Origin of the sequence: Robertmurraya beringensis (assembly GCF_042433785.1) — a bacterium.
Lineage (GTDB): Bacteria > Bacillota > Bacilli > Bacillales > Cytobacillaceae > Robertmurraya_A > Robertmurraya_A beringensis.
The window spans coordinates 223,177-245,827 of sequence record NZ_JBHLUU010000016.1 but is presented as its reverse complement, the minus strand read 5'-3'; the positions used below and the strand labels follow the sequence as shown (position 1 = coordinate 245,827).

At 38.9% G+C, this 22,651-nt stretch carries 24 protein-coding genes; all 24 read left to right on the top strand.

Annotated features, from left to right (window positions below):
- Nucleotides 1-17 precede the first annotated feature (17 nt).
- The 24 genes from ACFFHF_RS05525 (at nucleotide 18) to fliH (ending at nucleotide 22,651) form a co-directional block, all read left to right on the top strand.
- Nucleotides 18-404, top strand: a complete 387-nt coding sequence (locus ACFFHF_RS05525; RefSeq protein ID WP_377057687.1) for a YlqD family protein — start codon at nucleotides 18-20, stop codon at nucleotides 402-404.
- 15 nt (nucleotides 405-419) lie between these two features.
- Nucleotides 420-938, top strand: a complete 519-nt coding sequence (rimM, locus tag ACFFHF_RS05520) for a ribosome maturation factor RimM (RefSeq protein WP_160545724.1) — start codon at nucleotides 420-422, stop codon at nucleotides 936-938.
- Nucleotides 935-1,681 carry a tRNA (guanosine(37)-N1)-methyltransferase TrmD gene (gene trmD, locus ACFFHF_RS05515; RefSeq protein ID WP_160545617.1) on the top strand — a complete coding sequence of 249 codons (747 nt, stop codon included), beginning with the start codon at nucleotides 935-937 and terminating at the stop codon, nucleotides 1,679-1,681. Before rimM ends, trmD begins: the two co-directional genes overlap by 4 nt.
- 136 nt (nucleotides 1,682-1,817) lie before the next feature.
- Nucleotides 1,818-2,162, top strand: coding sequence for a 50S ribosomal protein L19 (gene rplS, locus ACFFHF_RS05510; RefSeq protein ID WP_160545723.1), 345 nt, complete (start codon nucleotides 1,818-1,820; stop codon nucleotides 2,160-2,162).
- Between the two features lie 187 nt (nucleotides 2,163-2,349).
- A complete protein-coding gene (gene lepB, locus ACFFHF_RS05505; protein WP_160545616.1) occupies nucleotides 2,350-2,901 on the top strand; it encodes a signal peptidase I in 552 nt (183 codons plus the stop codon).
- Between the two features lie 16 nt (nucleotides 2,902-2,917).
- On the top strand, nucleotides 2,918-3,793 hold the full coding sequence (gene ylqF, locus ACFFHF_RS05500) for a ribosome biogenesis GTPase YlqF (protein WP_160545615.1): 876 nt from the start codon (nucleotides 2,918-2,920) through the stop codon (nucleotides 3,791-3,793).
- Nucleotides 3,794-3,880: 87 nt separating this feature from the next.
- Complete coding sequence (gene rnhB, locus ACFFHF_RS05495; protein WP_160545614.1) at nucleotides 3,881-4,654, top strand: ribonuclease HII; 774 nt, start codon at nucleotides 3,881-3,883, stop codon at nucleotides 4,652-4,654.
- Between the two features lie 14 nt (nucleotides 4,655-4,668).
- Nucleotides 4,669-6,426: a TP0910 N-terminal domain-containing protein gene (locus ACFFHF_RS05490; protein WP_160545613.1), complete on the top strand. Its 1,758-nt coding sequence runs from the start codon at nucleotides 4,669-4,671 to the stop codon at nucleotides 6,424-6,426.
- Nucleotides 6,423-6,710, top strand: coding sequence for a FlhB-like flagellar biosynthesis protein (locus tag ACFFHF_RS05485; RefSeq protein WP_160545612.1), 288 nt, complete (start codon nucleotides 6,423-6,425; stop codon nucleotides 6,708-6,710). The genes ACFFHF_RS05490 and ACFFHF_RS05485 overlap by 4 nt, the downstream gene beginning before the upstream one ends.
- Nucleotides 6,711-6,928: 218 nt before the next feature.
- Nucleotides 6,929-8,086 carry an ADP-forming succinate--CoA ligase subunit beta gene (sucC, locus tag ACFFHF_RS05480; protein WP_160545611.1) on the top strand — a complete coding sequence of 386 codons (1,158 nt, stop codon included), beginning with the start codon at nucleotides 6,929-6,931 and terminating at the stop codon, nucleotides 8,084-8,086.
- 15 nt (nucleotides 8,087-8,101) lie between these two features.
- A complete protein-coding gene (gene sucD / locus ACFFHF_RS05475; protein WP_340903186.1) occupies nucleotides 8,102-9,004 on the top strand; it encodes a succinate--CoA ligase subunit alpha in 903 nt (300 codons plus the stop codon).
- Between the two features lie 78 nt (nucleotides 9,005-9,082).
- Nucleotides 9,083-9,955, top strand: coding sequence for a DNA-processing protein DprA (gene dprA / locus ACFFHF_RS05470; RefSeq protein ID WP_160545610.1), 873 nt, complete (start codon nucleotides 9,083-9,085; stop codon nucleotides 9,953-9,955).
- 308 nt (nucleotides 9,956-10,263) lie between these two features.
- Complete coding sequence (gene topA / locus ACFFHF_RS05465; RefSeq protein ID WP_160545609.1) at nucleotides 10,264-12,339, top strand: type I DNA topoisomerase; 2,076 nt, start codon at nucleotides 10,264-10,266, stop codon at nucleotides 12,337-12,339.
- A gap of 154 nt (nucleotides 12,340-12,493) precedes the next feature.
- Complete coding sequence (gene trmFO, locus ACFFHF_RS05460) at nucleotides 12,494-13,801, top strand: FADH(2)-oxidizing methylenetetrahydrofolate--tRNA-(uracil(54)-C(5))-methyltransferase TrmFO (RefSeq protein ID WP_160545608.1); 1,308 nt, start codon at nucleotides 12,494-12,496, stop codon at nucleotides 13,799-13,801.
- A 61-nt stretch (nucleotides 13,802-13,862) separates the two neighbouring features.
- Complete coding sequence (xerC, locus tag ACFFHF_RS05455) at nucleotides 13,863-14,765, top strand: tyrosine recombinase XerC (protein WP_160545607.1); 903 nt, start codon at nucleotides 13,863-13,865, stop codon at nucleotides 14,763-14,765.
- A gap of 17 nt (nucleotides 14,766-14,782) precedes the next feature.
- Nucleotides 14,783-15,325 carry an ATP-dependent protease subunit HslV gene (hslV, locus tag ACFFHF_RS05450; RefSeq protein ID WP_160545606.1) on the top strand — a complete coding sequence of 181 codons (543 nt, stop codon included), beginning with the start codon at nucleotides 14,783-14,785 and terminating at the stop codon, nucleotides 15,323-15,325.
- Nucleotides 15,326-15,335: 10 nt separating this feature from the next.
- Nucleotides 15,336-16,742, top strand: coding sequence for an ATP-dependent protease ATPase subunit HslU (gene hslU / locus ACFFHF_RS05445; protein WP_160545605.1), 1,407 nt, complete (start codon nucleotides 15,336-15,338; stop codon nucleotides 16,740-16,742).
- Nucleotides 16,743-16,871: 129 nt separating this feature from the next.
- Nucleotides 16,872-17,651, top strand: a complete 780-nt coding sequence (gene codY, locus ACFFHF_RS05440; protein ID WP_160545604.1) for a GTP-sensing pleiotropic transcriptional regulator CodY — start codon at nucleotides 16,872-16,874, stop codon at nucleotides 17,649-17,651.
- A 404-nt stretch (nucleotides 17,652-18,055) separates the two neighbouring features.
- Nucleotides 18,056-18,448 carry a flagellar basal body rod protein FlgB gene (flgB, locus tag ACFFHF_RS05435; RefSeq protein ID WP_160545603.1) on the top strand — a complete coding sequence of 131 codons (393 nt, stop codon included), beginning with the start codon at nucleotides 18,056-18,058 and terminating at the stop codon, nucleotides 18,446-18,448.
- Nucleotides 18,449-18,450: 2 nt separating this feature from the next.
- Nucleotides 18,451-18,879 carry a flagellar basal body rod protein FlgC gene (gene flgC, locus ACFFHF_RS05430; RefSeq protein ID WP_160545602.1) on the top strand — a complete coding sequence of 143 codons (429 nt, stop codon included), beginning with the start codon at nucleotides 18,451-18,453 and terminating at the stop codon, nucleotides 18,877-18,879.
- Nucleotides 18,880-18,891: 12 nt separating this feature from the next.
- A complete protein-coding gene (gene fliE / locus ACFFHF_RS05425) occupies nucleotides 18,892-19,200 on the top strand; it encodes a flagellar hook-basal body complex protein FliE (protein WP_377057685.1) in 309 nt (102 codons plus the stop codon).
- A gap of 66 nt (nucleotides 19,201-19,266) precedes the next feature.
- The gene (gene fliF / locus ACFFHF_RS05420) at nucleotides 19,267-20,862 is read left to right on the top strand and encodes a flagellar basal-body MS-ring/collar protein FliF (RefSeq protein WP_377057684.1); all 1,596 of its coding nucleotides are present in this window, start codon (nucleotides 19,267-19,269) and stop codon (nucleotides 20,860-20,862) included.
- Nucleotides 20,863-20,877: 15 nt separating this feature from the next.
- Nucleotides 20,878-21,894, top strand: coding sequence for a flagellar motor switch protein FliG (gene fliG / locus ACFFHF_RS05415; protein WP_340903197.1), 1,017 nt, complete (start codon nucleotides 20,878-20,880; stop codon nucleotides 21,892-21,894).
- On the top strand, nucleotides 21,887-22,651 hold the full coding sequence (gene fliH / locus ACFFHF_RS05410; protein ID WP_160545600.1) for a flagellar assembly protein FliH: 765 nt from the start codon (nucleotides 21,887-21,889) through the stop codon (nucleotides 22,649-22,651). The genes fliG and fliH overlap by 8 nt, the downstream gene beginning before the upstream one ends.

The following is a 22,651-nucleotide window of genomic DNA, read 5'->3' as shown; positions in this document are numbered from 1 at the left end:
GAAGGGAGATGTGGTCCGTGAACATTCTTCAAACCGTCGTGGTAAAGCAAGTATTAACGGAAACTAGCAAACAAGTATTGCTAAGCAAGTTTGAACTTGAGAAAAGCCAACTTCAGAAGGAATCAGAACAGCTTCGCTTTGAAATGAGAAAGCTTGAAAAAGCAAAGAAAATGACCGTTAACTCATTTAAGAATCGTTTCGAAAATGAGATTCATACTAGATTAGAAAAGATTAAGCTACTTGATTTTAAAATAGAACAATTACATATGCTACCTTTAGGAAGCGAATTGAAGGAAAAGGAATGCCAAGCGATCGTGGAAGTGAATGTAGGTGACGCTTGGGAGGATATTCAGGCTGAAAAAACGATAATCATCAGGGACGGAATCGTTGATGAAATTCGGTAGTTTGAGGTGAAGATGATGGAAAAATGGTTTAATGTCGGAAAGATTGTTAATACCCATGGAATTAAAGGGGAAGTTCGAGTGATTTCACAGACCGATTTTGCTGACGAACGGTATAAGCCAGGAAATCACTTATTTTTGTTTATGCCTAACTCAAAAGAGCCAATTAAGCTGACTGTTCAGTCCCATCGTAAGCACAAATCATTTGATTTATTAACCTTTACTGGTTATCCGAATGTGAATGATGTGGAGCCGATGAAGGGTGGAGTTCTGAAGATCTCAGAGGAGCAGCAAGGTGAGTTGGAGGAAAATGAATTTTACTTCCACCAAATCATAGGTTGTCTCGTGTTCACCACACATGGGGAAGAAATCGGAAAGATCCGTGAGATCTTAACACCTGGAGCGAATGATGTGTGGGTTGTTAAGGGCAAGGGTGGAAAAGATATTCTTATTCCTTATATCGAGCAGATTGTGAAGAAGATTGATGTGAAGGAAAAGATCGTTTTAATTGAGCCGATGGAAGGGCTGCTATCATGATGAACATTGATGTACTAACCCTGTTTCCTGAGATGTTCCATGGGGTGTTCGGACAATCGATTTTAAAAAAAGCGGCGGAACAGCAGGCTGCCCGGTACAATATTGTCAACTTTAGAGAATTTGCTGATAATAAGCACCAGACAGTGGATGATTATCCTTATGGTGGGGGAGCAGGAATGGTCTTGAAGCCGCAACCCATTTTTGATGCGGTAAAGAGCTGTCAAGAACATGCCAAAACGACGAAACCCCCACGAGTGGTGTTGCTCTGTCCACAAGGTGAACGTTATAACCAGAAGAAGGCGGAAGAGCTATCCAAGGAAGAACATATAATCTTTGTTTGCGGCCATTACGAGGGTTATGATGAGCGAATCAGGCAGCATGTGGTGACAGATGAGATCTCGATTGGTGATTTCGTGTTAACGGGTGGAGAGCTCGGTGCTATGGTCATTATAGATAGTGTTGTTCGTCTGCTTCCGAATGTACTAGGGAAAGAGGAGTCTCATTTGCAAGACTCTTTTAGCACAGGTTTATTAGAGCATCCCCATTATACGAGACCAGCCGATTTTCGCGGGTTAAAGGTACCGGATGTTTTAACATCAGGAAACCACCGCTTAATAGATGAGTGGAGAGAAAAAGAGTCTCTAAAGCGTACCTTTGAAAGGCGTCCAGATTTATTAGAGGCTTTTGACCTTACAGAAAAGCAGAAGAAATGGTTGCTAGAGTTTGAAAATCAAAAGAAATAGTATTGAAGTTCATTGATATATATGTTATGATATTTTTTGTGACTGTGACAAATAGTTCAGTCTTATAACGATGTTCCGCTGCAATCAGTATTTGTTTCAGTTATGCATGAGCGTCTGTTGGAAGGAGTTGAAAACGATGCAAAAATTAATCGAAGAAATCACAAAAGAACAACTTCGCGCTGATCTTCCTGCTTTCCGTCCTGGTGATACTGTACGTGTACACGTAAAAGTTATCGAGGGAACTCGTGAGCGTATTCAGGTGTATGAAGGTGTTGTGATTAAGCGTCGTGGTGGTGGAATTAGCGAAACTTTCACAGTACGTAAAGTTTCTTATGGTGTAGGCGTTGAGCGTACATTCCCAGTACACACACCTAAAATTGCGAAGCTTGAAGTGATCCGTCGCGGTAAAGTTCGCCGTGCGAAACTTTACTACCTACGTAACCTACGTGGTAAGAAAGCTCGTATTAAAGAAATCCGATAAAAAAGAAAAGCAACTTTTTCATGATAAATGGAAAGTTGCTGGACAAATGCGAAAGGGAGCTTGTCATACAAGCTCCTTTTTCGTAGTCTATCTAGTAGTTATTACGTGTATAATAAATACCGATACTGTAAAATAAAGCTGTACGGCGAGAAATAAACGAAAAGAACAGTGATTGGTGGGATGTGTTATGGCAAAGAGCAAAAATGAACTATGGGAATGGACAAAGGCACTAATCATTGCGGTGTTATTAGCAGCAATTATTCGATATTTCTTATTTGCACCGATCGTAGTGGATGGGTTATCCATGATGCCAACATTACAAGATCAAGACCGTATGATCGTTAATAAGTTTAGTTATCAAATTGGGGAACCAGAACGCTTTGATATTATCGTGTTTCATGCCCCTGAAGATAAAGATTACATAAAAAGAGTGATTGGTTTACCTGGAGATAAAATTGAATACAAGGATGATACACTCTATGTAAATGGGAAAGCTTATGAGGAGCCGTACCTTGATGAATTTAAAGAGCAAGTAGTAGATGGTCCTTTAACTGAGCCGTTTACATTAGAAGAAATTATCGGACAAGAAACCGTGCCTGATGGACACTTATTTGTGATGGGAGATAACCGAAGATTTAGTAAGGATAGTCGTCATATTGGTACCGTTCCAATGGAGAAGGTGCTAGGAAATACGAGCGTGATTTACTGGCCGATTGAAGACGTGAAAATAGTGAAATAGAAGGAGGACTGCACCCATGACGATTCAATGGTTTCCGGGGCATATGGCAAAAGCACGAAGGCAGGTCACGGAGAAGCTAAAACTTGTTGACATCATATTCGAATTAGTGGATGCAAGAATACCGTATTCTTCTAGAAATCCAATGATAGATGAAATTATTCAGCACAAACCAAGGTTAGTGCTACTCAATAAGGCGGATATGGCAGATCCAAGGATTACAAAAGATTGGATTCAGTTTTTTCACAAAAAAGGAATAAAGGCACTTGCAATTAATTCTCAAGCTGGAGTAGGGATGAAAGAAATAGTCTCCGCATCCGAATTAATTTTAAAAGAAAAATTTGATCGTATGAAAGCAAAAGGTGTTGTGAGACCAAGAGCAATTCGAGCGATGATTGTCGGTATTCCAAATGCAGGGAAATCGACACTTATCAATCGTCTAGCGAAAAAGAACATTGCGAAGACTGGAAATACACCAGGTGTAACAAAAGCCCAACAGTGGATCAAAGTAGGCAAAGAGTTAGAACTCTTAGATACACCGGGAATATTATGGCCAAAATTCGAGGATCAAGAAGTAGGATCAAAGCTTGCTTTAACAGGGGCCATAAAAGATACGATCCTTAACTTGCAGGATATATGTGTATATGCGCTTCGTTTTTTAGAGCGTGAATATCCAGAGCGCTTAAAGGAGCGTTTTCAGCTTGAATATATCCCTGAGGATATAGTGGACTTCTTCGATCAAATCGGAAAGCGTAGGGGCTGTCTAATGGGCGGTGGCGAGGTAGATTATGACAAGGTAGCTGAATTAGTTATCCGAGAGTTTCGCTCTGAACTATTTGGTCCTATCACGCTTGAGAAACCATCTGACCTAGTTGCTAATGATGTAGAAGAGTAAATAGGAAAGCCTTCTTTTTTGAGAAGGCTTTATTTTTTTTGTTACATGCCGATATACAAGATATAAGTCCGAAGGGAAGTACTAGTTTTGAACAAATTAACTATTGATGATATTCAGACGAAGTTAAAAACAGTTGAGGATGTAAAAGATCCTTTTTTTATAGAAATTCAAAAAGATAGTAGAAAAGGTGTACAGCAATTAGTAAAGAGATGGTTGCAGAGAAAAGAGGCTCAAGAACAGGCTAGGCTTAAGCTGTTGGAAATGAGCGAATATGAGAGATTATATAAAAGCCAAGGATTTACTTTAATCGCTGGAATTGATGAAGTTGGAAGAGGCCCGCTAGCTGGCCCAGTCGTAGCTGCGGCTGTAATCTTACCAGATGATTTTCAAATTTTAGGAATTGATGACTCAAAAAAACTAACGGAAACAAAGCGTGAGGAGCTTTATGAATTGATTCGTTCAACGGCTCTCTCCATCGGTGTAGGAATTATTGAAGCCAAGGAAATCGATACAATCAATATTTATGAAGCCACTAAAAAGGCGATGTATGTGGCCTTAAACGAATTACATATTAGTCCTGATTTTTTACTTGTGGATGCCATGAAGCTAACAACCCCAATCCCATCAGAAGCTATTATTAAAGGGGATAGCAAAAGTATCTCTATTGCAGCGGCTAGCATCATTGCTAAAGTCACGAGAGACCGAATGATGAAGGAACTTGCTCAAAGCTTTCCAGAATATCGTTTTGAACAAAATATGGGCTATGGTACAAAGGAACATATCGATGCTCTACAGCTTTACGGAGCGACTCCATATCATCGAAGATCATTTGCTCCTATTAAAGAATTAAACAAACAATAAGGGAGGGAACTCACTTGATACAAGCTAATCTTGTTCATACAATTATTAATCGGCCAGAGTCAATAGAAGGAAACAAGCTAAGTTTTCGGACTGGACAAGTATTTCAAGGAAAGGTATTGAAGCTTTTTCCCAATCAAACTGCAGAAGTACAAGTGGGTTCTCAAAAGGTAATCGCCCAGTTAGAAATCCCACTTTCAGCAGGGGAACGATATTGGTTTCAAGTACAACAAGGAGAAGGGCAAGTTCATCTGAAGGTACTAACGGAAGGAAGAGGGACGGGGAATGCTAACTTAGAAGGACTGTTAAAGCAGTTCTCCATCCCTGAAACAAAAACGAGTATGGCGTTATTACGTTTTTTTCTAAGTGAACAGCTCCCAATCACAAAAGAATCCATTTCTATAGCTAATAGCCTATTTCAAGGGAAAACAATGACGAAGGAGGACTTAGAGGCAATTAAGCAGTTGATCACTCGCGAACTGCCATTATCAAAGACGACATTTGATGCAGTGAGATCAACAATAAAAAGCCCTTCGTTTCATGCTGTCATGGCTACCTTCAAGAATGAGCTAGACGCTCTAGAAACACTGCCTCAGGCAGGGACACGTTTAAAAGAGACGATAGTGCCGTATATCCAAACAGGGAAAGAAAAGCTTTCAGCAGAAGTGCTAAGGGAGACAATTAGGGGTTGGACTCAGACCAAGGATCCGTTCACCTCACAACAGGCATTGAAAGCTTTGCAGCAATTGGGCTTCTTGCCTATTGAGAATGAACAAAATATCTTGCAACAAGCCGCTAAAAGGATCACTGGACTTACAGAAGAAAGAGCACAGGTCCAATTACCTGGAATGGATCAAACGGCAAAACAAGTATCGGCACTACTAGCAGCAGGAAGAACAGAGGATGTATCGTCAGTATTGAAAAACTGGGTCGGTAGTATCATCAAGGATTCTCATGTAAGCAATCAAACGATAAAGCAATTGTTCCACTTATTATCACCAAAATTAGATTCGGCCACATTTGACGAAGCGGTTGCCTCTCTAGTGAGTAAGGACGGAATAGACGCTAATAAAACTCTTAATAAAGAAGTGACACAGCATCTACAAGCGGTACTTTCACAGGTAGACAGAGAGCCAGTAGAAGAGTTTAAATCATTGTTAAAATCAGGTATTCAAACGCTAGGTCTTTCTCATGAATCTGAGTCACTTGATATGATAAAAGGAAAAGTGTCAGATGAAGGTGCAAGAGTGGAGAATGTGAAATCGTTATTGATTCAGTTACTGAATGAAGATATTCCGAGTAAGGTAAAGGATTCAGCAGAAGCTTTACTGAACCGATTAACAGGGATACAACTCATGTCATCGGATACAACTCCAGTCCAGCAAATTGTCATGCAGATTCCACTTGTTTTAATGAATAAGCAAACCGATCTTACCATTCAGTGGAATGGTAGAAAGGACGCCAATGGAAAAATTGATCCAAGCTATTGTCGTGTTCTTTTTTACTTAGATTTAGAGCACATGAATGAAACGATTATCGATATGCAAATTCAGAATCGCATTATGAAAATTACGATTATCAATGATCATGACAATATAAAACACCTTTCCATCCCTTTTTTAGCTAGTTTAAAAGATAGCTTACAAACGCTAGATTACCAGCTTTCGAATGTTAGTTTTCAAACCCAGGCTGATAGAGCCGTTGTCCAAACGAAAAAAGCAGCCATTCCTAGTCCATTGACTTCATCTTATAGTGGAGTGGATATTAAAATATGATAAATGAAAAGCTAAAAAGAAAAGAAGCGGTTGCTCTAAGTTATGAAGCAACGAAAAATGACGCGCCAAAGGTGATTGCGAAAGGAAAAGGAATAGTAGCTGATAATATTCTCGAGAAGGCAAAAGAGAATAATATTCCAATCCAAGAAGATCCAACGCTAATTGAGTTACTAAGTAAATTAAATATAAATGACAGTATCCCAGAAGAGCTGTATCAAGCAGTGGCTGAAGTGTTTGCATTTGTTTATCGTACAGATAAAGAAGTAGGAAAAAGGAAATCTTAAAATCTACTTCTTTTATTTTTTTATTTCTGAATAATTTAATATTTTGTGTGAAATAGTAGACAAGGTATGTGTTGTTATATAAAATGAAAGCGCAGTCTTGTTTTTTTAGATATAAAACGATCAAAGGGAAAAATGAATGCAGGCAGGATTGCAGGAAAAAGTGTAGAATATCTTTATTGCTGCAATAGCCAAAAGCAAGATTAGAAGGAGGATGGGAAATGAATATCCATGAGTACCAAGGAAAAGAAATCCTCAGAAAATACGGGGTTGCTGTTCCAAATGGGAAGGTAGCATTTACAGTTGAAGAAGCGGTGGAAGCTGCTAAGGAACTTGGAACACAAGTTTGTGTAGTAAAAGCCCAAATCCATGCAGGTGGACGTGGAAAAGCAGGTGGGGTTAAGGTTGCCAAAAACTTGGATGAAGTCCGTACATATGCGAGCGAAATTCTCGGAAAAACACTCATCACTCACCAAACGGGTCCTGAAGGAAAAGAAGTAAAGCGCCTTTTAATTGAAGAAGGCTGTGACATTAAGAAAGAGTACTATATTGGTTTAGTACTAGACCGTGCTACTTCACGTGTTGTATTAATGGCTTCTGAAGAAGGTGGGACAGAAATCGAGGAGGTAGCAGAAAAAACTCCTGAGAAAATCTTCAAAGAAGTAATTGACCCAGTTGTTGGTTTAACAGGCTACCAAGCTCGTCGTATTGCATTTAATATTAATATTCCAAAAGAATTAGTAAATAAAGCAGTGAAGTTTATGATGGGATTATATCAAGCGTTTGTTGAAAAAGATTGCTCGATCGCTGAAATTAACCCGCTTGTTGTAACAGGTGATGGAAATGTAATGGCGTTAGACGCAAAGCTAAACTTTGATTCAAATGCATTATATCGTCAAAAAGAAGTGTTAGAGTATCGTGACCTTGACGAGGAAGATGCAAAGGAAATTGAAGCATCGAAATACGACCTAAGCTATATTTCTTTAGATGGAAATATTGGCTGCATGGTAAATGGTGCTGGTCTTGCTATGGCTACAATGGACATCGTAAAGCATTACGGTGGAGATCCTGCAAACTTCCTTGATGTTGGGGGCGGAGCAACTGCTGAAAAAGTAACAGAAGCATTCAAAATCATCCTTTCTGATAAAAATGTAAAAGGTATTTTTGTAAATATCTTTGGCGGAATAATGAAGTGTGACGTTATTGCTACTGGTGTTGTAGAAGCTGCTAAGCAGGTTGGTCTAAACGTACCTTTAGTCGTTCGTTTGGAAGGAACAAATGTTGAGCTTGGTAAGAAGATTCTTGCTGAATCAGATATCAACATTATTGCTGCTGAATCTATGGCTGATGGCGCACAAAAAATCGTTTCATTAGTATAAGGAAGGGGAATTGATGTGAGCGTATTTATTAATAAAGATACTAAAGTGATAGTTCAAGGGATTACTGGTTCTACAGCCCTTTTCCATACAAAACAAATGTTAGAATATGGCACGCAAATTGTTGCTGGTGTAACACCTGGTAAAGGTGGTACAGAAGTAGAGGGTGTACCTGTATTTAACACGGTTGCAGATGCTGTAAAGGCTACTGGAGCGAATGCTTCTGTCATTTACGTACCTGCACCATTTGCTGCAGATGCTATTTTAGAAGCGGTTGATGCGGATCTTGATTTAGCGATTTGTATTACTGAGCATATTCCAGTATTAGATATGGTTAAAGTAAAACGCTACATGGAAGGGAAAAAGACTCGCCTAGTTGGTCCTAACTGCCCAGGTGTTATTACTCCTGATGAGTGTAAGATTGGTATTATGCCAGGTTATATTCATACAAAGGGCCATGTTGGCGTGGTATCACGTTCTGGAACCCTTACGTACGAAGCGGTTCATCAATTATCACAAGCAGGTATTGGCCAATCTACAGCAGTTGGAATTGGTGGAGATCCCGTTAACGGAACAAACTTCATCGATGTACTTAAAGCATTTAATGAAGACCCAGAAACGTACGCCGTTATTATGATCGGTGAAATTGGTGGTACAGCTGAAGAAGAAGCAGCAGAGTGGGTAAAAGCAAACATGACTAAGCCGGTAGTTGGTTTCATCGGTGGTCGTACTGCCCCTCCAGGAAAGCGTATGGGGCATGCTGGTGCGATTATTTCCGGTGGAAAAGGAACAGCTGACGAGAAGATTCGAGTGATGAATGAATGTGGAATCCAAGTCGCTGATACACCTTCTGTTATGGGAGAAACATTAATTAAAGTACTAAAAGAAAAAGATCTTTACGATCAATGTAAAACTCACTAAAAATTCAAATAGTCCCTCTTTTTAGAGGGGCTATTTGTGATATTATTAAAATACTATTCCTAAAGGAGGTTATCTATTTTGGAATCTTTTTCATTACGTTTGTGTCATTTGCTTCATTGTCGTGGAGCGGGCTGGAAAATGGTTTATCATATTTTAAAGCATGATCCCGAGCTAAAAGAGCTATATTCCCCAACTTTCCTCTACCAATTCCCTGAACTTCCATCATCTATCATTCAAACCTTATTCGAAGATCTTCATTCACCGGTTTTATTGGAACAAATCCGCCATTATCAACAAAATGATATTAAAATAATTACCTACTTTGATTCAGCTTACCCTGAATTATTAAAAGAAACGTATCAGCCACCGTGGGTATTGTATGCAAAGGGGGACATTTCTTTACTTGGGAAGCAAACCAAGCTTGCTGTAGTCGGTTCTAGACAGGCAACAGAGTATGGTAAAAGAGCCATTGATCGGTTGTTTCCACCACTGATTGAAAAGGGGATTATTATCGTTAGCGGCTTAGCCTTAGGGGTTGATACGCTTGCTCATGAAGCTGCCATTCGACTAGGCGGGAAGACGATAGCGGTCATCGCTGGAGGTATCTACCATATTTACCCACAAACCAATCAAAAGCTTGCTCTAAATATTATGAAGCACTATCTTGTGATCTCCGAGTATCCTCCTAATACGACTCCTTCGCGCTGGCAATTTCCAATGAGAAATAGAATTATTAGTGGCGTTTCTAAAGGTACATTTATAATAGAAGCAAAAAGAAAGAGTGGCTCGTTAATCACTGCAAATTTTGCCGTTCATGAGGGTCGAGAGGTGTTTGCCCTCCCAGGAAATATTTTCAGTCAGCATTCGACAGGGACAAATGACTTAATTCAGCAGGGAGCGAAGCTTGTTAGAAGCCATGAAGATATACTCAATGAATTATTTTATGCATAATGTTTGTAATTCGGTTGAACATCACATATGATGACAAAAAGGTACGGAATAGGGAAATGTCATCGATTTACCATACTTTTTCACCAAATTTTAATATATTTTTATGAAAAAGGTTGAAATATCGCTCAAACTGTTATACATTTTGCAACAGACGTTCGAAAATAAAAATACAAATTTTAAAGTAAGCAAGCTGAAACCGTTTACGATATATTTGACAAGTTTCAATAAAAAGTTTAATAATAATGAATATTTACAATAAACATTCAATAAGTGAATTTTTATATAATCCCTCTTGAGGAGGACAATAGATGTCGGAGTTTTTAGTAATCGTTGAGTCACCAGCAAAGGCGAAGACGATCGAAAGATACTTAGGAAAAAAATATAAAGTTAAGGCGTCGATGGGACACGTACGTGATCTTCCAAAAAGTCAGATGGGAGTCGACGTTGATCATGAGTTCGAACCAAAGTATATTACTATACGCGGAAAAGGACCTGTTCTAAAGGAATTAAAAACAGCTGCAAAAAAAGCAAAGAAAATATATCTAGCGGCTGACCCGGATCGTGAAGGGGAAGCGATCGCTTGGCATCTAGCTCACACACTGGATGTGGATATCCACTCAGATTGTCGGGTAGTATTTAATGAAATTACGAAGGATGCGATTAAAGAGTCTTTTAAGCATCCTAGACCCATTAATATGGATTTAGTAGATGCCCAGCAAGCACGTAGAATTTTAGACCGTTTGGTTGGATACAATATTAGTCCGTTGTTTTGGAAAAAGGTGAAAAAAGGATTGAGTGCTGGTCGAGTTCAATCCGTAGCTGTACGATTAATTATTGACCGAGAAAACGAAATTAAAGCGTTTATCCCTGAAGAATACTGGACGATAGAAGGCGAATTCTTAAAGGGGGCAACGAGTTTTGAGGCTGATTTCTTCGGATTAGTAAATCAGCGTATGGAGCTAAAATCAGAAGATGAGGTAAAATCGATTTTAGCTAAAATGAAAGGCAACCAGTTTGAAGTAACCTCTGTGACCAAAAAAGAACGTAAAAGAAATCCAGCTGTTCCATTTACGACATCTTCCCTTCAACAGGAGGCAGCTAGAAAATTAAACTTCCGAGCAAAAAAGACGATGATGCTAGCTCAACAGCTGTATGAAGGAATCAATTTAGGAAAAGAAGGAACCGTCGGGTTAATTACATACATGAGAACAGATTCAACTAGAATTTCTGAAGTAGCCCAAGCAGAAGCAAATCAGTATATTGAGTCAACTTACGGTGCCAACTTTTTACCTGAGGAAAAGCGTAAAGAAAAAAAAGGTGCGAACACACAAGATGCTCATGAAGCGATCAGACCAACGAGTACGCTACGTGATCCTTCTAGTATGAAAGAATTTCTGTCTAGAGATCAATTGAGACTATATAAGTTAATTTGGGAGCGTTTCGTATCTAGTCAAATGGCACCGGCTGTTATGGACACAATGAGTGTGGATTTGAAGAATGGAGAAGTAATTTTTAGAGCAACCGGATCCAAGGTGAAGTTTCCAGGTTTTATGAAGGTGTACGTTGAGGGGACAGATGATCAAACAGAGGACAAGAACAAAATGCTTCCGGATCTAAAGGAAGGCGATACAGTCCTCAAAAAGGACATCGAACCAAAACAACACTTTACCCAACCTCCTCCTAGGTATACGGAAGCTAGATTAGTTAAGACGTTGGAGGAACTGGGGATTGGTCGACCGTCGACATTTGCTCCAACACTAGATACCATCCAAAAACGTGGATATGTTACTCTTGATAATAAGCGATTCATTCCAACCGAACTTGGAGAAATTGTTCATGAACTCATGGTAGAATTCTTCCCAGATATCTTAGATGTCGAGTTTACCGCAAAAATGGAACAAGAATTAGATAATGTAGAAGAAGGAAAAACAAAATGGGTACGAATCATCGATGAGTTTTATCGAGGGTTTGAAAAACATTTAGAAAAGGCCGAAAAGGAAATGGAGCAGGTAGAAATTAAAGATGAGCCTGCTGGTGAGGATTGTGAGCAGTGTGGAAATGAGATGGTCTATAAAATGGGTCGCTATGGAAAGTTCATGGCATGCAGTAATTTCCCGGATTGTCGAAACACAAAAGCAATCGTAAAGGATATAGGTGTTAAATGCCCAAATTGTAAGACTGGAAATATTATAGAAAGAAAAAGTAAAAAGCGTCGAATTTTCTATGGCTGTGATACATTCCCAGAATGTGAATTCATTTCATGGGATAAACCGCTGCCTAGAAATTGCCCGAAATGTGAATCACTATTGATCGAGAAGAAGCTTAAAAAAGGTGTCCAAGTTCAATGCATTAGTTGTGACTACAAGGAAGAGCCACAAAGCTAAGGGTGAGCACTATGCTCACTCTTTTTATTGCGCTTGTCAGTGAAGACAAAATGCCTGAAACTTTTAAGTTTCTCAAACGTAGTGTAAAATGCAGATGGAATATGGAAAAGCTAATATCAAAAAAGATACATACGAGCTATTGGAGGTTCATAAAATGATAGATGCAACAGTGAATGTAATAGGAGCAGGTTTAGCTGGAAGTGAAGCCGCTTGGCAACTTGCAAAGAGGGGAATAAAGGTTCGCTTGTACGAAATGAGACCAGTGAAGCAAACTCCTGCGCATCATACAGATAAATTTGCTGAGTTAGTTTGCAGTAACTCCCTTCGCGCAAATAATTTAACAAATGCAGTTGGAGTCCTGAAGGAAGAAATGCGAAAGCTAGATTCTGTTATTATCGCTTCTGCAGATGCTTGTGCAGTTCCAGCAGGAGGTGCGCTTGCCGTGGATCGTCATGAGTTTGCTGCTCATGTAACAGATAAGGTGAAAAATCATCCCAATGTAACAGTGATCAATGAGGAAATAACAGAAATTCCAGAGGGGCCTACTGTTATTGCAACGGGACCTTTAACAAGTCCGGCGCTTTCAGCTAAGCTGCAAGAACTGACTGGCGAGGAATATTTATACTTTTATGACGCTGCAGCTCCTATCATTGAAAAAGATAGCATTGATATGGAGAAGGTGTATTTAAAATCCCGTTACGATAAAGGGGAGGCAGCATATTTAAACTGCCCTATGACCGAAGAAGAGTTTGATCGTTTTTACGAGGCACTTGTTTCAGCAGAAACGGTTCCATTGAAAGAGTTTGAAAAAGAAATTTTCTTTGAAGGATGTATGCCGATTGAGGTAATGGCTAGTCGCGGAAAGAAAACCATGCTTTTTGGTCCAATGAAGCCAGTTGGCCTTGAGGACCCAAAAACAGGAAAGCGTCCGTTTGCTGTAGTTCAGCTTAGACAGGATGATGCTGCAGGAACACTCTATAATATTGTTGGATTTCAGACACATTTGAAGTGGGGACCACAAAAGGAGGTTCTTCAATTAATCCCTGGATTAGAAAATGCTGAAATCGTAAGGTATGGTGTTATGCACAGAAATACCTTTATTAATTCACCTAAAGTACTCGAACCGACCTATCAATTCAAAAATCGTAAGGATTTATTCTTTGCTGGTCAAATGACAGGAGTAGAGGGCTATGTGGAGTCTGCAGCAAGTGGATTAGTTGCTGGGCTTAATGCAGCCAAACTTGTACAAGGAGAAGAGCTTGTTGTGTTTCCGGAAGAAACTGCGATCGGGAGTATGGCAAGATACATCACGAGTGCAAGCGCAAAGAATTTTCAGCCGATGAATGCGAACTTTGGTTTGTTCCCAGAGTTACCGACTAAAATCAGAGGAAAAAAGGAAAGAGCAGAGCATCATGCAAACCGAGCATTAGAAACAATTCAGAACTTTGTGAAAAATTTGTAAATTGCTTGCAAGGGTATGTGAAGTGTGATACGATTTAGGAGCCTTTGTGAGGTGACGAATATTGTCAGAAGATGTGAACGATTCAGCAAAGTTATTTTTTGAATATTTACAAATAGAAAGAAATTATTCACAATATACAATTGAGCATTATCAAGTGGATGTTAGGGATTTTACTCTTTTTATGAAGGAGCAATCGTTAGCTGATTATGCTAATGTCGAGTACTCCGATGTTAGGCTGTATTTAACGAAGCTTTTTGAGAAGAATCTAGCAAGAAAATCTGTGGCGAGAAAAATATCTAGTATGAGAAGCTTTTACCGGTTTTTATTACGAGATAATCTCGTTCAGAATAATCCTTTTGCACAAGTGATTATGCCAAAGCAAGAAAAGAGATTGCCCGATTTTTTTTATGAAGAGGAGATTAAAGCATTATTTTTGAGTTGTGATGCTAATACCCCTGTCGGCCAAAGAGATCTTGCCTTGCTTGAAATTTTATATGCTACAGGAATGCGAGTTAGTGAATGTTGTCAGCTTCGATTAAAAGATATTGATTTATACATTGGAACGGTACTTGTTCATGGGAAAGGCCAAAAGGATCGATACATTCCATTTGGTAGCTTTGCTCAAGAAGCGATTGATACATATATCAACAATGGCAGAAAAGCACTTCTTGGAGAAAAGCATTCACATGATTCCTTGTTTGTTAACTTTCGTGGAGAACCACTTACAACAAACGGAGTGAGACATATTCTGGATCGAATGATAAAAAAATCATCTTTAAACGGGTCCATCCATCCGCATAAACTAAGGCATTCCTTTGCGACACATCTCCTTAATAACGGAGCAGATATGAGGAGTGTTCAAGAGTTGTTAGGGCATTCGTTTTTGTCTTCTACACAAATTTATTCACATGTTACAAATGATTACTTGCGAAAAACATATATGGCCCACCACCCCCGGGCTTAAGCTTTAGGAGGAATAATATGACGCAATTTCATGCAACAACTATTTTTGCTGTTCGTCATAATGGTCAATGTGCTATGTCTGGAGATGGTCAAGTAACCTTTGGCAATGCTGTTGTGATGAAACATACAGCTCGTAAGGTTAGAAAGTTATTTAACGGGAGGGTTTTAGCAGGATTTGCCGGATCTGTTGCGGATGCCTTTACTCTTTTTGAAATGTTTGAAAGTAAGTTAGAAGAGTATAATGGCAATCTACAACGAGCATCTGTTGAACTTGCAAAACAGTGGAGAAGCGATAAAGTTCTACGACGTCTTGAAGCCATGCTAATCGTAATGAACGATACGGATATGCTATTGGTTTCTGGTACAGGAGAGATTATTGAACCAGATGATGGAATCCTTGCGATTGGATCTGGTGGAAATTATGCACTATCTGCCGGAAGAGCATTAAAGAAGTATTCCGGAGAGCATCTAACGGCAAAGGAAATCGCAAAGGCTTCCCTTGAGATTGCCGCTGAAATTTGCGTATATACAAATCACAATATTATCGTTGAAGAGCTTTAGGAGGGATCGAATGGTCACTAAAGGGACAAATCTAACCCCACGTCAGATTGTTGAACGATTGGATCAGTATATCATTGGGCAGAAGGATGCAAAGAAAGCAGTAGCGGTTGCACTGAGAAACCGTTATCGACGTAGTTTACTTGACGAAGGTTTAAGGGATGAAATCAGTCCTAAGAATATATTAATGATCGGACCTACGGGTGTCGGAAAGACAGAAATTGCTAGACGAATGGCAAAGCTTGTATCAGCTCCGTTTGTGAAGGTTGAAGCGACAAAGTTTACGGAAGTGGGCTACGTGGGCCGTGATGTTGAATCCATGGTAAGAGATCTCGTAGAAACCGCAGTTAGACTTGTAAAAGAAGAAAAAATGCAAAAAGTGAAAGAACGAGCAGAGGAAAATGCAAATAAACGACTAGTTGATTTGTTAGTTCCTTCTGCGAAAAAAGCAACAGGCTATAAAAATCCTTTAGAGATGCTATTCGGTGGAGGTGGTGCACAGGAACAAGAACCAACACCTACTGAAGACATGAATATCGTTGAAAAAAGGAAGGTTGTTGCCGAAAAGCTTTCTAAAGGAGAGCTTGAAAATGAAATGGTTTCTGTTGAAGTAGAAGAACAGCAACCATCTATGTTTGATATGCTTCAAGGTTCAGGCATGGAGCAAATGGGAATGAATATGCAGGATGCTTTAAGTGGCTTAATGCCGAAGAAACGAAAAAAACGGAAGCTTTCGGTTCGCGATGCAAGAAAAGTGTTAACGAATGAGGAAGCCTCAAAGCTGATTGATATGGATGAAGTAACGTCTGAGGCTGTTTTCCGTGCTGAGCAAACAGGAATCATCTTCATTGATGAAATTGATAAAATTGCTAGCAAAAACGGAGGAGGATCATCTGCTGACGTTTCTCGAGAGGGCGTACAACGAGATATTCTTCCAGTTGTTGAAGGTTCGACTGTCGTTACGAAGTATGGATCAGTGAAGACAGACCATATTCTATTTATGGCAGCGGGAGCATTCCATGTCGCGAAGCCGTCTGATTTAATACCGGAGCTTCAGGGACGTTTTCCAATTAGAGTAGAATTAACAAAATTAACGGTAGACGATTTTTATAAGATACTAATTGAACCTGATAATGCACTTATTAAGCAATATCAAGCATTGTTAGTGACGGAAGGTATAGAAATTGAATTTTCTGACGATGCTATTCGTAAGATTGCAGAAGTTGCTTATGATGTAAATCAAAATACGGATAACATTGGAGCAAGAAGATTGCATACCATTTTAGAAAAGCTTCTAGAGGACTTGTCTTTTGAAGCACCGGATATCACAATGGAAAAAATCACAATCACACCACAATACGTAGAAGAAAAGCTCGGAGCCATTTCGCGTAATAAAGACTTAAGTCAATTTATTTTGTAATTCATGAGTTTGATTCCCTCGTGTTGGGGGAATCAAACGTATATTATGTGACACATAACAGTTCAATACATATGCAGAATTCAGAGTAAGTGCTACTCAATGGTTTTAGCTAATTAGGAGGAAGAACAAATGGATTTACTGTCAAAAACAAGAAAGATTAATGCCTTACTTCAAAAGGCAGCAGGAAAACCGGTTAACTTTAAAGAAATGTCAGAAACACTAAGTGAAGTCATCGAAGCTAATATTTTTATCGTAAGTCGCCGTGGGAAATTATTAGGCTTTGCGGTAAACCAACAGATTGAAAATGAACGTATTAAGAAAATGCTAGAAGATCGTCAATTCCCTGAAGAGTATACAAACAACCTATTTAACATCAATGAAACATCACCTAACCTAGATGTTAATAGTGAATACACAGCTTTTCCAGTGGAAAACAAAGATCTATTCAAAAATGGTTTAACAACGATCGTTCCAATCATTGGTGGCGGAGAAAGACTAGGAACATTAATCCTAGCTAGAACGCAAGAGCAATTCCATGATGATGATCTAATTCTTGCAGAATATGGCTCTACAGTTGTAGGGATGGAGATTCTAAGAGAAAAGGCAGAAGAAATTGAAGAAGAAGCTAGAAGTAAGGCAGTAGTACAAATGGCAATTAGCTCGTTATCTTATAGTGAGCTAGAAGCAATCGAGCATATTTTTGAAGAACTTAGTGGAAAAGAAGGGTTATTAGTTGCTTCAAAAATTGCTGATCGTGTAGGAATTACAAGATCTGTGATTGTCAACGCACTTAGAAAACTAGAAAGTGCTGGTGTTATTGAATCACGTTCGTTAGGTATGAAAGGAACATATATTAAAGTTCTAAACGACAAGTTCTTAATAGAATTAAGTAAATTAAAATCTAACTAATGAAAAACTCCTTATTTCGATTAGAAATAAGGAGTTTTTTTATGGTACATTTCGACAGAATTCTACTTTTTCTTTACAATGAAAATGTGTTCGCTTATTCTAAATACACAATTACAAAAATAAGACATTCCTACTAGTTCCTTGTTCTTAGTAAACAAATGGACCTGATGAACTGAAAAAATGTCAAAAATATGTACATGAATCCAATCTTTTCAGTGTTTTGCTTATAGGACAATTCGATTAAAATAGGACTTATAGATTAAGTATTTCGCCCGTATTGAGATAGACATCCTATATGCGATTTATTAAAATTAGTAGTATGATTGTTTTGCAGAATCCGACGTAAAACTACAAGTTTCTGCACCAATCAACAAATATATATATTTATATATGAGGTGGAGAACTTGAAGCTCTTTTCAAATACAATTAATACGCTTGAAAATGCGTTGAATTATTCTTCTACAAAACAAAAAGTGATCGCTCAAAATATATCGAACGCCGATACTCCAGGGTATAAGGCTAAAAATGTTAGCTTTAAGTCAGAACTGAATGATGCGATATCAACTGTGACCGGGAAACAAACGAACAGTAAGCATATGGCCATTCAAAGCTCAGGACAAGCGGGAGTAACGATATCTACGGATCGTACTACATCATACAACCACACGGGAAACAATGTGGATATTGATAAAGAAATGTCAGACCTTGCAACCAATCAAATTTATTATAATGCCATGATCGAACGAATTAGTGGAAAATTCAACTCGCTACAAACAGTCATAAAAGGAGGAAGATAACCATGTCTATTTTTCATAGCATCAATACTTCAGCATCTGCTTTAACGGCACAAAGATTGCGCATGGATGTGATCTCTTCCAATATGGCTAACGTAGACACAGCGGGTTATAGAAGGAAATCAGTTGTACTTCAGCCTAAGGAAGGAAACTTTTCTTCTTTTATAAGCCAAGCAATGTCAAAACAATCGACAGGTGCTGGAAACGGAGTAAAAGTTTCAAAAATTGTTGAAGACACAGAAACTCCTTTTAAACTTGTATATGATCCTGAACATCCTGACTCGGATGAAAATGGCTATGTAGAACTACCGAATGTCGATCCACTACGTGAAATGGTGGATTTAATTAGCGCGACTAGATCATATGAAGCAAACGTGACTGTAATGAACGCATCTAAAGGAATGCTTATGAAAGCATTAGAGATCGGTAAATAAAAGGGAGATTAAATGATGACGATATCTATTCCATCTGTATCTAAAGTTTTTCAATCAAATGCAGCAGTTTCTGCACCATCTACTACACCATTCGAAGCACAAAAGAGTTTTGCGTCCGTATTAAAGGATTCAATTGATAAAGTTAATGAAGCACAAAATCAATCAGATGTGATGACAGAGAAATTGGCAAAAGGCGAAAATGTAGATCTTCACCAAGTGATGATTGCAAGTCAAAAAGCAAGCATTACCATGTCAGCAACGATTGAAGTGAGAAATAAAGTAATTGAAGCATATCAAGAAGTAATGAGAATGCAAGTTTAATAGCTTTCGTGTTGGAAAGGTGCTTTAGGCACCTTTTGGCATGACACACTGAACCGGAGGAACGTGATGAACCAATTGCAAAAACAATTACATGCAATAAAAGAATATTGGACAAGTCGTTCTAAAAAGCAAAAAATGTTCTTTGTTGGCGGTTTAGTGTCATTAGTGACACTAATTTCATTAGTAACGTTTTTTGCAACTAGAACGACTTTAGAACCTTTATATAGTAATTTGTCGCCAGCCGAAACGGGGGCAATTAAAGAAAGCTTAGATGCAAGAGGAATTGTATCTGAGATTGCTGATAATGGAACGACGATATTGGCGCCTAAAGAGAGCATTGATACGTTGAAGGTTGAACTTGCTGCGGAAGGAATACCTAATTCAGGAAGCATTGATTATTCATTTTTTAGTCAAAATGCAGGAATTGGCATGACTGAGAACGAGTTTAATGTCATGAAGCTTGACGCAATGCAAACAGAGTTAGCGAACTTAATGAAAGGTATAGAAGGGATTAATGATGCGAAGGTTATGATTAATCTTCCAGAGAAAGGGATCTTTGTAACAGATGCATCAGAAGCGGCCAGTGCTTCTATTGTACTGAACACAAAACCTGGTTATGAATTTGAGGAAAGCCAGATCAAAGCGTTGTACCATCTAGTATCAAAGAGTGTTCCCAATCTCCCTACAGATAATATCGTCATTACGAACCAAAACTTTGAGTACTTTGACTTAAATAATGAAGAAAATTCTTCAGGTTCGACTTTTGCTGCTCAAAATGATATCAAAAAACAAATTGAACGTGATGTTCAACGACAAGTACAAAGTATGCTTGGTACCTTAATGGGACAAGACAAAGTAGCAGTAATTGTTACTGCAGATGTTGACTTTACACAAGAAAATCGTGAAGAAAATCTTGTAACTCCTGTAGATGAAGAGAACATGGAAGGTATTGCGGCAAGTGCCCAAAAAATCACTGAAACCTTTACTGGTGATGCAGCTGATGTTGGTGGCGAACCAGTTACTGAAGATGCAGCGGACTCTCTTGGTACAGGCTACCTTGAGGGTGCAACTGGAACTGGTGATTATGAAAGAATTGAAGAGACAATCAACTATGAAGTGAATAAAATCCGTAAAGAAATTGTTGAGAGTCCTTATAAAATTAGAGACTTAGGTATTCAGGTTATGGTGGAACCTCCAACGCCGGATGATCCAACTACATTGCCTCAAGAACGTGTGGATGATATTACGCAAATGTTGGCTTCAATTGTTCGTACGTCTATTGATAAAACAACGGTCAATGGTCAACTAACGGATGAGGCAATACAGGAAAAGATTCTTGTATCGGTTCAACCATTTAACGGGAAGGTAGAGTTTGAAGATACTCAGACGGCATCTATTCCATGGTGGGTATACGCAATCGGTGGAGTCCTTCTAGCTGCTATTATCGTGTTAATTATTCTGTTTATGAGAGCAAGAAAGAAGAAGGTACAAGAGGAAGAAGATGTAGCATTTGATCATTACACACCTATTTCTATTGGTGACCTTGATGAAGATAAGGAAGAAACAGAAGGATCGTTGAGAAAGAAACAACTAGAAAAAATGGCGAAAGAAAAGCCAGAGGATTTCGCAAAACTATTGCGTTCATGGATTGCTGAAGACTAGGAGGAGTGCGTGAAGGTGGCAAAAAGAGATCAAAAGGAATTAACAGGTAAACAAAAAGCAGCCATTCTTCTCATTTCACTTGGGCCGGATGTGTCTGCATCAGTATATAAACACTTAAGTGAAGAAGAGATAGAAAAATTAACGCTAGAAATTTCCGGGGTAAAAAAAGTGGAATCTACTGCAAAAGAAGAAATTCTTGAAGAGTTTCATAATATTGCACTAGCTCAGGACTATATATCACAAGGCGGTATTGGGTATGCAAAAACGGTTCTTGAAAAAGCACTAGGGACTGAGCAGGCTGCTGTTATCATTAACCGTTTAACTTCATCCCTTCAAGTTCGACCTTTTGATTTTGCTAGAAAAGCGGATCCAGGACAAATTTTTAATTTTATTCAAAATGAGCATCCGCAGACGATCGCACTTATTTTATCTTATTTGGATTCGGCCCAAGCAGGACAAATTTTATCTGAGCTTCCTCAAGAAGTTCAAGCTGATATTGCTAGAAGAATTGCAGTAATGGATAGTACCTCTCCTGAAATAATAAATGAAGTTGAGCAAATTTTAGAGCGAAAGCTGTCTGCATCTGTGACTCAGGACTATACGCAAACGGGCGGTATTGAGGCTGTTGTGGAAGTGTTAAACGGAGTCGACCGTGCAACTGAAAGAACGATCCTAGATGCACTAGAAATTCAAGACCCAGAATTAGCGGAAGAAATTAAGAAAAGAATGTTTGTATTTGAAGATATTGTTACACTCGATAGCCGTGCAATTCAAAGGATTATTCGTGACTGTGACAACGAAGATCTAAAACTGTCACTAAAAGTATCAAGCGACGAAGTCAAGGATATCGTGTTTGGAAATATGTCCAAACGTATGGTTGAAAGCTTTAAGGATGAAATGGAGTTTATGGGACCGGTTCGTCTTCGTGATGTAGAGGAAGCACAGTCAAGAATCGTTGCCATCATTCGTCGTCTAGAGGAAGCAGGAGAAATTGTGGTTGCTCGTGGCGGAGGTGACGACATCATTGTCTAGGCTAATTAAATCAACATGGGTACCTCAAGAATTTTCCAATGAAAACAAAGTGATTTCGATTAAAGCAATTAGGAATCACACCGATGATACAGAAGAAGAGTCGTCTTTTGTAAGTTATCAAGAGAGAGAGAGGATTCTTGCGGCAGCGCAAAGTGAAGCTGACAGAATCGTTCAAGAAGCAAGGGGATATGCAACGGGTGTTCGTGAACAGATGGAGCTAGAGAAACAATCGTTTCAGCTGGAGTTACAAGTGATGGCAGAACAAGCTCAAAATGCAGGGTTTCTGCAAGGTCAGGAAGAAGGAAAACAGCTCGGATATAATGAAGCAAAAGCCATCATTGAGCAAGCGAAGGAAACAGTTTCCTTATCAAAATATGATTATGAGAAGAAGATTGATTCAAGCGAACGAACCATTCTGTCTCTTGCACTGAAAGTGGCTGAGAAAATTATTGCTGACACACTAACTGGTGACTCGGAGCAGTTTTTACCGTTAGTGAAAAAAGCATTAAAAGAAGCAAGAGAATATCGTGAAATTCAGCTTCACGTTCATCCATCACATTACGAATTTTTGCTTGTCCAAAAGGAAGATCTAATTCGAATCTTTCCAAAGGAGACAGAATTATATATTTTTCCAGATAGTGAGTTAACAGAACAGAGCTGTATTATTGAATCTGCAAATGGTCGTATCGATGCAAGTGTGGATCAACAACTCGATGAAATCAAAAGAAAACTTTACGAACTATTGGAGAGTGAATAG

What these genes read in the sequence shown, in the direction of transcription:
- rplS (WP_160545723.1), top strand. Translation starts at nt 1,818, where the DNA reads ATGCAAAAATTAATCGAAGAAATCACAAAAGAACAACTTCGCGCTGAT.
- rimM (WP_160545724.1), top strand. Translation starts at nt 420, where the DNA reads ATGGAAAAATGGTTTAATGTCGGAAAGATTGTTAATACCCATGGAATT.
- fliF (WP_377057684.1), top strand. Translation starts at nt 19,267, where the DNA reads ATGAACCAATTGCAAAAACAATTACATGCAATAAAAGAATATTGGACA.
- topA (WP_160545609.1), top strand. Translation starts at nt 10,264, where the DNA reads ATGTCGGAGTTTTTAGTAATCGTTGAGTCACCAGCAAAGGCGAAGACG.
- flgC (WP_160545602.1), top strand. Translation starts at nt 18,451, where the DNA reads ATGTCTATTTTTCATAGCATCAATACTTCAGCATCTGCTTTAACGGCA.
- ACFFHF_RS05485 (WP_160545612.1), top strand. Translation starts at nt 6,423, where the DNA reads ATGATAAATGAAAAGCTAAAAAGAAAAGAAGCGGTTGCTCTAAGTTAT.
- hslU (WP_160545605.1), top strand. Translation starts at nt 15,336, where the DNA reads ATGGTCACTAAAGGGACAAATCTAACCCCACGTCAGATTGTTGAACGA.
- ylqF (WP_160545615.1), top strand. Translation starts at nt 2,918, where the DNA reads ATGACGATTCAATGGTTTCCGGGGCATATGGCAAAAGCACGAAGGCAG.
- fliE (WP_377057685.1), top strand. Translation starts at nt 18,892, where the DNA reads ATGATGACGATATCTATTCCATCTGTATCTAAAGTTTTTCAATCAAAT.
- sucC (WP_160545611.1), top strand. Translation starts at nt 6,929, where the DNA reads ATGAATATCCATGAGTACCAAGGAAAAGAAATCCTCAGAAAATACGGG.
- trmD (WP_160545617.1), top strand. Translation starts at nt 935, where the DNA reads ATGATGAACATTGATGTACTAACCCTGTTTCCTGAGATGTTCCATGGG.
- trmFO (WP_160545608.1), top strand. Translation starts at nt 12,494, where the DNA reads ATGATAGATGCAACAGTGAATGTAATAGGAGCAGGTTTAGCTGGAAGT.
- lepB (WP_160545616.1), top strand. Translation starts at nt 2,350, where the DNA reads ATGGCAAAGAGCAAAAATGAACTATGGGAATGGACAAAGGCACTAATC.
- hslV (WP_160545606.1), top strand. Translation starts at nt 14,783, where the DNA reads ATGACGCAATTTCATGCAACAACTATTTTTGCTGTTCGTCATAATGGT.
- codY (WP_160545604.1), top strand. Translation starts at nt 16,872, where the DNA reads ATGGATTTACTGTCAAAAACAAGAAAGATTAATGCCTTACTTCAAAAG.